This window comes from Candidatus Albibeggiatoa sp. nov. BB20 (genome assembly GCA_016744725.1).
GTDB lineage: Bacteria > Pseudomonadota > Gammaproteobacteria > Beggiatoales > Beggiatoaceae > Albibeggiatoa.
This window is the reverse complement of the sequence record JADGDW010000175.1, coordinates 1-8,457: the sequence shown is the minus strand read 5'-3', so window position 1 is coordinate 8,457 and position 8,457 is coordinate 1. Positions and strand designations below refer to the sequence as shown.

At 38.1% G+C, this 8,457-nt stretch carries 10 protein-coding genes; all 10 read right to left on the bottom strand.

Going from position 1 to position 8,457, the window contains the following annotated elements:
• Positions 1–1,070: nickel-dependent hydrogenase large subunit (locus tag ABXH34_RS15915; RefSeq protein ID WP_353572873.1), on the bottom strand; the 1,070-nt coding region annotated here is incomplete at its 3' end.
• A gap of 430 nt (positions 1,071–1,500) precedes the next feature.
• On the bottom strand, positions 1,501–1,728 hold the full coding sequence (locus tag ABXH34_RS15910; RefSeq protein ID WP_353572872.1) for a hypothetical protein: 228 nt from the start codon (positions 1,726–1,728) through the stop codon (positions 1,501–1,503).
• A 9-nt stretch (positions 1,729–1,737) separates the two neighbouring features.
• Complete coding sequence (locus ABXH34_RS15905) at positions 1,738–2,292, bottom strand: hypothetical protein (protein WP_353572871.1); 555 nt, start codon at positions 2,290–2,292, stop codon at positions 1,738–1,740.
• A 7-nt stretch (positions 2,293–2,299) separates the two neighbouring features.
• Positions 2,300–3,013 carry a metal-dependent hydrolase gene (locus tag ABXH34_RS15900; RefSeq protein WP_353572870.1) on the bottom strand — a complete coding sequence of 238 codons (714 nt, stop codon included), beginning with the start codon at positions 3,011–3,013 and terminating at the stop codon, positions 2,300–2,302.
• Positions 3,014–3,022: 9 nt separating this feature from the next.
• Positions 3,023–3,859, bottom strand: a complete 837-nt coding sequence (locus ABXH34_RS15895) for an N-acetylmuramoyl-L-alanine amidase (protein WP_353572869.1) — start codon at positions 3,857–3,859, stop codon at positions 3,023–3,025.
• A 197-nt stretch (positions 3,860–4,056) separates the two neighbouring features.
• Positions 4,057–4,809, bottom strand: coding sequence for a queuosine precursor transporter (locus tag ABXH34_RS15890; protein ID WP_353572868.1), 753 nt, complete (start codon positions 4,807–4,809; stop codon positions 4,057–4,059).
• Between the two features lie 27 nt (positions 4,810–4,836).
• Positions 4,837–5,643 carry a queuosine precursor transporter gene (locus tag ABXH34_RS15885; protein ID WP_353572867.1) on the bottom strand — a complete coding sequence of 269 codons (807 nt, stop codon included), beginning with the start codon at positions 5,641–5,643 and terminating at the stop codon, positions 4,837–4,839.
• Positions 5,644–6,072: 429 nt separating this feature from the next.
• A complete protein-coding gene (pheA, locus tag ABXH34_RS15880; RefSeq protein WP_502710421.1) occupies positions 6,073–7,158 on the bottom strand; it encodes a prephenate dehydratase in 1,086 nt (361 codons plus the stop codon).
• A 5-nt stretch (positions 7,159–7,163) separates the two neighbouring features.
• The gene (locus ABXH34_RS15875; RefSeq protein WP_353572865.1) at positions 7,164–7,892 is read right to left on the bottom strand and encodes a uroporphyrinogen-III synthase; all 729 of its coding nucleotides are present in this window, start codon (positions 7,890–7,892) and stop codon (positions 7,164–7,166) included.
• Between the two features lie 11 nt (positions 7,893–7,903).
• On the bottom strand, positions 7,904–8,457 hold a 554-nt coding region (locus ABXH34_RS15870; protein ID WP_353572864.1), incomplete at its 5' end, for an NACHT C-terminal helical domain 2-containing protein.

The window sequence follows — 8,457 nt, the reverse complement described above, 5'->3', positions numbered from 1 at the left end:
GTGTAATCCAGTTCGGTTTCGCCATCATAAGGATGTAAACCTTTGTCTTTACCCTGTTCATATTGATACCACGAATGACTGACGAATTCTTGAATTTCATCTTCTGCATTTAAATCAACAGGATGAATTTGGCTTAAATCACGATTTAAAATCACACCTGAGGGTACTAGGAAATCTCCTGAATCATTGATACCGCTGGCTGGGAAATCACCATAAGTCATGAAATTACCCACGCCTTCACCTTGAAATGCCCAATCTTTATAAAAGCCTGCAATCGCCAAAGTATCAGGAATATAGACCTGTTCAACAAATTGCTGCATGGTTTCAATAATGTTTTTGACTTGAGACAATTTTTTAGCATTGATAGCCGAATCTGAATTTAAATCAATCGCACAAGGTACACCACCGACTAAAAAATTAGGGTGTGGGTTTTTACCACCGAAAATAGTATGTAGTTTTGCCACATCGCGTTGCCAAGCCAAAGCTTCAATATAATGTGCCACTGCCATCAAATTGGCTTCTGGTGGTAATTTATACGCAGGATGTCCCCAATAACCTTGTGAAAAAATTCCTAATTGTCCTGCTTCAACAAAGTTTTTCAATTTGGTTTGCATATCACTGAAATAACCAGGAGATGATTTAGCGTATTTGCTCAGAGATTGCGCGAGTTCAGATGTTTGTTTGGGATCAGCTTTTAGCGCGGAAACCACATCAACCCAATCCAAGGCATGTAAATGATAAAAGTGCATTATATGGTCATGAATATATTGTGCACCAATCATCAAGTTACGAATCAATTGGGCATTAGGTGGGATTTTATAATCAAGTGCATCTTCTACCGAACGCACTGAGGCAATGCCATGCACCAATGTACAGACACCACAAATACGTTGTGCAAATGCCCAAGCATCACGCGGATCACGCCCTAGTAGAATTTTTTCAATCCCCCGAACCATCGTGCCAGATGAATAAGCAGAAGCAATGGCTTGGTTTGATTCATCCATCTGAGCTTCAATCCGTAAATGTCCTTCAATTCGGGTGACAGGGTCCACAACAATACGTTTGCTCATGACATTCTCCATCCATCTTGGCTAAGAAATTAGTTATATAGTTATATTCTAATCTTGTTTGATGAAAAAAGTAGTAATGTATTATTCAAAAAATCAAATGCTGCATTGATATTATTTATGAGTTCTGGGAAGGTGTTGAAATAAATCAAGAAGCTGGGTTTTATTGTTTAGCATTGAGCTAGTGGATTATCTATAACGGCTCATATCGATTTGGAACTTAGGCGTAACACAGAAAATTATTTTTCTTTCATATAAACAAGTGGTTAAAGTGTTGTTTAATTTGTAAGTTGCTACTCATGAAGAATAGCTTCTAATATAGTCATTTTACTTTAAAGTGATACAAGACTGGCAATCCTGAGTTTTAAAAGTAATTGATATTTAAATTTTTATAGGATTGCCAGTCCTAACACTCAAAACGAAATTAACTATATTATCTTCCAAAAATATTAACAATATCATTTTCTAAAATAGATTGATAGCGGACAAAAAATTGATACGTTTCTTGGATAGATTGCTGTACGTTGCCTTCTGAATCATCTTGATATACTGAGGAAGCAACACGCTTTAACAGCATATTGGCCGCCATTACTTCACAATTATATTGAATATCGCCTTCAATTAATTGTTTCCAACGTACATCAGATTGTTCAGGTAACATAATCACTCTTTAAAAAGTTTTGGCACAACGCCATTCTTCCCAATTAGCTTCGTCCCGCTCTTTAACCGCCAATTGTTGGAAATAATGTTCTGCACCACGTTTATAAATGGTCGTCGTATATTCTTTAGTATTATCCATGCTACCAACCATCGGCGCACTTGATTCAATCTCAACCATACCCGTCATACGAACTTGGGCATTATTACCAAAGAAGTCTTCCACTTTTAATAACTTCATTTCAGTAATATAATTCTGGGTGATTTTCATGTCTACCATTGAAGAAGATAAACCCTTAAGAACGGTATTGAGTAACGTACTCACATCAACAAACGAATTTTTAACGATAGGCGATTGTGCTGTAAGTGATTTCAATAAAGTTGGGCGAATATTTTCTTGTAAACAAGCCTCAATACTTTGAGTAAATTGTTGTTTCGGTAAGTTGCTGGTGATTTGGCTACCAAGATATACTTGTTTATAAACCAGAATCATGACTAAAATTGCCGATACAACCAAAATAATACTATACGCTAAAGGCATTTTTTTCTTATTTGCTTTTGCTGCCATAACTCACCTATAAGTTAAACCACATACCATTGGGAAATAAACTGCCCCAAATATTACTATACGTTTGTCCGTTACTGACTAATTGGAGAAAAGTTTTTGGATCAGGTGTCATCAAAAATGCAACGAACATTGCTAAAAACATCATAGCTGAAGTTTGATAGTTTTTATAATCATAGACTTTAAGTGCCGTGCCAAAAGAGTTTTTGAGACGTTTATTGGTGAAATCAACACTATAAAACTCATCCAAACATAAATGAATAATGAAGCCATAAAATACAAAAAAGCCAATCATCCAAGAGAGCGATTGAGGGTAATCAAACAGGTGGTAACACAATGAAGTGGCAAAAAACCAGAAAAACAGTGCTGCAATTACGGAATGAATGATACCACGATGTTTGGTCAGGTCTGCAAAAATTTGCCAAGCTAGATACCGCACCAGCGCATAGCTCGCAGCCCAAGTCAGCCATAGTTCAACAATGGAATAGCTACTGGCTTTGTTAAACATGATGAGAAAAGCGAAAATAATAGCCAATGAAGTGAACATGATTTTAGTAGGACTAGAGTGGTCTAAGTCAATATCTGGCAAAATGCCACCAATCGTGCCCACTACAGCTAATACCACAACATCTTTAGGAGCAGCCATGCCAGCACCTAAAAACATTGTTGATAATAAACCACTACCTACTGCTGCCACAGATATGTGTGTTTTAAAATTTGCCATAAGCCGCTTTTAAATTTGCTCAATATAGTTGCCGTGTACCCAACCCGCAATATCGGCTTCCCCTTTAACTTCATCCAATACATTGACCATTTTCCAAATCCCTTCAACGTCGACAACTTCTAAGCGAACGCCTTTGGGTAATGGAGCAACATCCAGTTTTGGATAACCTGTACCTGGCCCTGTACGAATATTTAAATTGGCTTTAGTACGATAAGTGCCTTGATCTTCTTCCACATCAGCCCGACCTAAAATCCGCGAACGGAAACTATCCATAGGAAACGCAGGGCCTGGGTCTGTTTTACGACGTGGAGCAATATCATCATGACCCACAATATCTTTTAAATTATATTCATGTACTAATAATTCAGAAATTTCCAGTGCAATCAATAGTTGTTCTGGGGTATATAATTGCCAACCATAAGGAATGGAAGGATAATTTTTATGAGGTGCTTCTAAAACTTGAGCAGCTTCAATGACATCACCGTACCAAGCGTGCCAAGCACCATCTTGAGACTTCTCTAATTTACCTGAATTATCTAATTCAATACCAATTGAGTATTTGTTTAAACCATTTAAACCTTGCCACGAGCTACGCCCTGCGTGCCAAGTGACTTTATTAAAATCAGCCAATTGTACGACTGAGCCATCACGCCCAATCACTAAATGCGCTGAAGCACTGACTTTAGGATTCGTCAGCGTATTAACAGATGATTGCACTGTCTTACCTGCTGTATAGTGCATGACTAAATACTGAGGCTGCAGAGCATAACTACTGACATTAGGGGTTTGTACAAATTTAACGGGCTGGCCGTCATCTTCATAAAGGCGGTGATTTTTAATTTTCATACACGCTATCCTCCACAATTAATTTGAGTTAAGCACAGTCTTACAGGAATCGTTTTATTGGTCAATGATCGTTGTAAACTGTGTTAAAGATTCAAAATGAAATAATTTCCGAGGCAAGGACAAGCCATTAAGATCATAAAAATATATCATCTTTTTAATACATGACTTCATGTCCTTAAGACTATAAAAGCCTAACTCTAAAACTGCTTAGAATAATGCTTGCGGCTATCATACCAATCGCGTTTTTCTACTTCCCAAGTACGCGCCCAATAAATAAACGGCGTATCAACTAAGGCAATAATAGCTTTAAAAATATATTTAGCAATACCCAATTGTATGGCTTGATTCAGTGCCACAATACCCCACCAAACCACAAGCGAGTATAAAACAGTATCTAATGCCTGCGACAATAAGGTAGATGCATTATTTCTAAACCATAAATGTCTGCCTTCAGTTTTCTCTTTTAAATAATGAAAAATCCAAACGTCAAAACTTTGGCTAATCAAGTAAGCGAATAATGAACCAAAGACAAAACGGGGGGTAAAACCAAATAATAAAGTGATTGCGCTGTGGATTGCCATTGCTTGGGGGGCGGGAAGGAATAAAATACTGAGAGTCATTACTAAGACAACGACTAAACTACTAGCAAAACCAAGTAAAACTGCTCGATTCGCTTCCATTTTACCATAACGTTCGCTGAGCAAATCCGTGGCAAAATAAATACCAGAATAGAGTATTACGCCTAGGCTGGTTGGCATTCCAAATACAACGGTGAGTTTTGGCCCTTGTAGATTACTGAGCATAATGTTCAGCATCACAACACCATATAGACCTACTTTACCAAACCACCAATAAAGGATTAAGGTAATAGATAGGTCTATTGTGATTGTAAGTAACCACAATAAATCTTGGTGGGCTGAGAAAAACTCAATAACGGAAGTTGGTAGCATATAGTGTTAGCGAATTTGTTTGGTGTCTCAGGTATCAGACTTCTTTGACTTCGTGTCTGAATCATGATGTTGATGGTGATGTCCGTCGCCCGCATCATGCCAATCTTTACCCACAACATTCCAACTGCGAGCCCAATAAATAAACGGCGTATCTAACAGTGCAATGATAACTTTAAATAGGTATTTAGCTAAAGACAGGTAAATGGCTTTTTTTAAACCAACGATAGGAGCCCAAACAATTAAAGCATACAATACGGTATCGACGGACTGAGAAACAATCGTTGACACATTATTGCGTAACCAGAGATGCTTACCTTTAGTCTTTTCTTTAACGTAGTGGAAAATCCAAACATCAAAACTTTGACTAACCAGATAGACAAATAATGAGCCAAATACAAATAATGGGGTAAAATCAAATAAATTCTGGATGGCGTAATGCACCCTTTCTGCAAAATCTTTGGTTTCTGGTAGATTTGAGGGTAGGAACAGTAAGCTGATAGAAACCATAACAACCATGATAATACTGGTAGCAAATCCCAGTTGGACGGCTCGATTGGCCTCTCTTCGGCCATAATTCTCACTGAGTAAATCAGTAGCGAAATAAATCCCCGAGTAGAGTATCAGCCCTAAACTGGTTTCCATACCAAAGATAATCGTAATTTTAGGCCCTTGCAAATTACTTAACATAATATTAAGAATCACAATTGAATACAGCCCCATCTTGCCGAACAATCTATACAATAATAGAGTGATAGCTAAATCAATCGCAACGGTAACTAACCATAGTAAATCTTGATAGGCTGAAAAAAAATCAACGACATCTTGTGGTAGCATGTTCTAATCCATCAGTCATAGCGCAAAGGTATGTATGTCATGCTTAACTCTGCAATTATTGAACCACAGTTTTTGAATCCCTGTCATTACTGTATGATGTAAACATCAAACAATTTCACTTGATACAAGGCCGTGACTGCGGGAGTCAGTATATTTAATCAGTGAACTTGTTTTATAATACAGTTTTGCGTTTTTAATCACTGTGCTCAATATGTTCGTGGGACATCTTACCATATTCAATTCAATTTAGGCATGATTGAAGTAAGTATTGTGTTTTTATATTAACCAATACAAAACAAACTGCTTATCATATTGATGTCTATAAAATGTCATTCTCAGGGTATACTAGACTTTCTCACAATATAAATCAAACTTACTAATATAGCTTAAACGTTCAAAACAAGTTCTGGCTTATCTACTTATTCTAAATTATAAAATTGCTTTAGGGTAAGAACCTAATAACTTCACCAACGCATGGGATTTTATCGCATCAATCGTTTGACTCACCAATGCTTCTTGGTGATGCCCTTCTATATCAATGAAAAACATATATTGCCATTTTTCAATCTTAGCGGGGTGTGATTCAATGCGTGTCATGTTAATCCCATTGTTCGACAATGGCTGAAGTAATTCAAATAACGCGCCAGCTTTGTCTACATGAGTGGGTAATAATAGTAATGAGGTTTTATCTTGGCCTGTTGGCGGCACGGTTTGTTGACTAATGACAGCCCAACGGGTGGTATTGTTTGGTTTATCTTCAATATTTTCTTCTAACTTGCGTAAATCATACATTGTTGCCGCGATTTTGCCTGCAATGGCCGCAGATTCAGGATTTTGTACTGCAAGCCTAGCCGCTTCTGCATTGCTTTCAACCGCGCGGGTCTCTATGTGAGGTAAGTGTGTTTCTAGCCATTTTCTGCATTGCCCTAGTGATTGTTGGTGCGAATACACAATTTTAATATCGCTCAATTGTTCTGCATTAGATAATAGCAAGTGATGAATGGGTAGTTCGACTTCACCACAGATTTGCAGTTGCATGGTGGCGAAACAGTCCAAAGTTTGGTTTATTCCGCCTTCGGTTGAATTCTCTACGGGCACGAGACCATATTGTAAATTGCCTGCTTCGACTTCTTTGAATACATCTGGAATGGTTGGTAACAATGTGCAATCCACGCCATGACCAAATTGTTTAAAGGTCGCTGCTTGTGAATAAGTGCCTTCAGGGCCTAAGCAACCGACTCGTAATTTTTTCTGTAATGCAAGGCAAGCGGACATGATTTCACGAAATAATAAGGTCAGCGTATCGTCTTCGAGTGAGCCGTCTTTGTTACGCGCAATCACATTTTTTAATACTTGAGATTCACGTTCAGGACGATAAAAAACAGGGTTTTCTTCCTCAGCAAATTTGGCTTGTGCGACTTGTTTGGCCAATCGAGCACGTTTATCTAGTAATTGCTGAATCTCGATATCTGTTTTATCAATTTGTTGGCGTATCGCACTAAGGTCTTGGCTCATGAGTCTCATCCCTGAACTGGTTGTTTCCATTGTAATAAAGCAGCAAGCAACCCTTCGTCACTGGCAACCGATGCCGTATAAATTGCAGCTTGTGTATGTTGGCGTGCTAAATGGGTTACTCTTTGGCTCATGGTGACAAGCGGTGTTGTTTTTAACCATGATTGTTGTTTTAACATAGAAAAGAGATTTTGCAAACTCTCACCACTGGTGACGATGACAATATCAATTGTTTCTTGTTCTAGCCAAGTTGTATCCGTTGTCGGTTTTTGACGTTGATAAACATCGATATAACTCACATTTGCGCCACGTTGGCGTAAGGTATCAGCCAGTAGGTCACGTCCGCCTTGGCCTCGGAAAATTACAATGTGTTGTCCCAATATGTTTTGTAATTCAGGCTGTTGCAATAATGTTTCTGAATTATAAGGTGCGGGTGTGGTGAAAATGGGTTGTTTCACTTTGTTTGTTAACACTTGGGCGGTTTTTTTTCCAATCGCAATCAACTGGGTTGGCTTTAGGGTTGTTAAATAGTGCAATCCATAGTTCACCGCATTGGCACTGATGAAAATCGCTTTATCTATTTGTTTTGGTAAATTATTTGGATTTATTGATAATGGGATAATGTCCAAGGTTGGCAGCAATAATGTTGTACCGCCTTGTTGTTGGATCAGGTCACACAGTGTTTGGGCTTGATGTTGCGGCCGTGTCACCAGTACGTTGACCCCATTTAAAATCATTTGATTCTCCATTATTCAAAAGGCAAAAACAATCTATTTTCAATGCCTTGCCTATCGGATACCACTGCCAAATTTAAGCAATCTAGTAGCAATTTGTTGGCTTGAAAATAATTAGTTAGACAATCCATTTCTTCCTCAGAAAAATCCCACTCATACCCAATATTGCGTTCTCGTTGCATGATTTGGCGTAATTGCTGAATAAAAGCTTCCCATTGTTCTGCGCTGCTATTTTCATCAGGCAAATTTAATTGTTTGAGACTTTCATGCAAAATTTTATTATTTTTAAATATGTCAAGTATTCTATTGAAAAACAACAAAAAATCTGGTATTTTATCAGCGATACGCTTTTTATTGGACTTGTGAACTCTTAAAAACGTACCGCTGATAAGTAACAAAATAATCAATAGATAATCAGCTTTAAGTTCGTATGGAAGATCACGATCAAGAGCACGAGCAAGATCAAGATCAAGAGCACGATCACGAGCACGATCACGATCAAGAGCACGATCAAGAGCACGATCAAGAGCACGAGCAAGATCACGATCAAGAGCACGAGCACGAGCAA